1 protein-coding gene is annotated in these 2,426 nt (G+C 50.2%); it reads left to right on the top strand.

Annotation, left to right across the window (positions count from 1 at the left end; translation table 11 throughout):
• Positions 1 to 72: 72 nt before the first annotated feature.
• Positions 73 to 2,426 (top strand): soluble NSF attachment family protein (locus KDK14_RS02195; RefSeq protein ID WP_257263384.1); only part of this gene is annotated, 2,354 nt, incomplete at its 3' end.

The following is a 2,426-nucleotide window of genomic DNA, read 5'->3' as shown; positions in this document are numbered from 1 at the left end:
TATTAAATTGGTAAAATTCTTCCGGTGCAATCAAAACCTTACGGATTCAGGTGTTGAGTAAAGGACCAGACTGTGGAGAGACTGAATAACAACCCATTTGTGAACAGTGTCCTCAAGGATCTTGGCGATACCATAGACACGCTCACCGGGGAGAATTTTTTTTCTGGTCGTAAGGTCAGTATTAATCATGATGTCGTTCGCTCAATCTGCATAGGTGATCATCACTTATCGTTCACCGAGCAGGTCAAGGCACTGTTTGCTGTGGCTATTAACAGCAACTTCTCTCCAGTGCTTGATGATAAATATGCCATGAAAAATTTTACCTGTTGGTTCTGGGGCCAATATTGTCCGTTTGAGGATGTGAAACCACCCTACACCTGTGCTTGCAACCGTGTACATCAAATAATTCCGAAACAGAGGGTCGGAGGCATCCTGACTGAAAACGAGCGCAGGATTGTTAAAGACGGGCCACCGGATGCATCCGGCAATCTGAATCCCGGTGCCCTGTTAGCAGTGGGCGCATGCCGTCTGATAGAGTCAGAAAGGTTATTGAAGATGCATGAGCAGCAACGGCAAAAGGCACCTGCCAAGACAGCATCCATATCTCTGGACACGGCCAGCAGCATATTTCTGGACAAGGCCAGCAGCAAACGCAAGGAAGCGTTTGAGCACCTGGCATTAGCAAACCGGGTGGATGCCGGGCAAACCGCGAAACAGCTACGCTCCTGGCTTATTCAGAGCGCACTCAATAGCGGCACAATCAGCCGCGCCAGTGATGTCGAGAAAATCAGGCAATTTCGTTCTGGCCAGCAGATACGGCTGTCGGATCAGTGGTTTAAACTACTCATTGACAGTGGCCTGTATCCCAACACCGAACCTCTGGCCTCCCCCATGGCCATAACGCAACGGCTGGCTAACATAGCCAGCCAATTCATAAAGATAAATTATTTTTACCCCTACTCATCCCTTGATTCCCCGGTTTTAGTGTTTTCCAGGCATGAATTCCTGATTAATGCCTTGCGTAGTGAGTCCGTTCATCTTCCCGAGCCTGCCGATGAATACGAAGTGCTGTGCAGGGCATTACATATGGCCATTTTTTGTGACAAGGCCCGCATAAGCCACCAGCTAACCGAAATAACTGGGGGATTGTCACAAAATCCAATGGGCAACCGGTCAACCCCAACCCGTAAATTTACCAGTACAGTCACTCAAAGAGCCGACGGTGTCTGGTTCAAGGGCACAGAATTGAACACGCCAGTCAGTAAGTCAGTTTTTGTCAGCAGCAAAAAAGCGGGGCAGACTGCTTCTTCTGCTACCTGGATGAAGAACGAGAAACCGTTTCCGAAACCTGAGAATCTGGTGACGGCATTCGCCAATATTTTCAACGCCATGACCTACCAGGCCCCCAATGACAAGACCCGCATATACAACATGCCCCGCCATCGCGACAGGATGAAGCATGCATTTCAGCTCCTGAACCGGGCCGTGAACAGCGAACGACACCTGACTGATACTCTCCATGCTTATGCAAGCTTCCTGATAGCCTGGCTCCATGAGCAAAAATTGATCGACTGTTCATCCCCTGAGAAAGCAGCGACATGGTATGAACAAGCCACTCGCCGGGGGAAATTCATTCCCTTAAACCTCAAGGCCGGAGACCTGTTCGCAGAAATAGGCGACTACCGCAATGCCTGTCGATGCTATGAACAGATGCATCAACAACTGCAAACACTGATGGATGCCCCTGACGAGGACCCGACAACGGCTGACAGCGGGTATCTCAGCCCGTCATTCCGGACTTTTCTAACGTCAAAAATTGAATATGCCCGAATCAAGGCCAAAGATACGCGCTATCTGTGCGGCCTGACACCGGAGGAAATTCAGCGATACATCAATGGCGATATAGACATCAATGGCGATATAGACATCAATGGCGATATAGATAGCAGCCGCGCAACACCTGTTCATCAACAGACAAATTCCCTGATTAATAACCCGAGCCGTGAACCTGCCTGCAGTGAACCTGCGTACCAGTCCAAATACTCACCAGACAAGGATGACCTGGTTCAGGATATGGGCCCGGATAGCGCTACCGGCAACGATGCTGACAACACCTTATCGACACCCGCCACCGAACACCCCGGCTGCAGTGAGCGAACCAGACAGCCAGTGATCGAACAGAACATGCCCCAACCAGCGCCCGGCATAACCGCCAACCCTGCTGCCACAAAACAGCGAAGGGCTGAGTTGTCCTGTCTGGTCAGGAATCGACTGACAAGCCAATGGGATTGCTCAGTACACAGCCTGTTAAAGCAGTTTTTCAACAGGAAAGAACAGTTGGCTTACACCCCTGAAGAGCAGATTGCCTGGCTAACCCCAAAGCTGGACAAAATCCGCAAAAAGCACGGCAGTGAAGTCTTGATGGA

The organism is Endozoicomonas sp. ONNA2 (assembly GCF_024606365.1).
GTDB lineage: Bacteria > Pseudomonadota > Gammaproteobacteria > Pseudomonadales > Endozoicomonadaceae > Endozoicomonas.
This window is presented reverse-complemented; position numbering and strand designations above follow the sequence as displayed.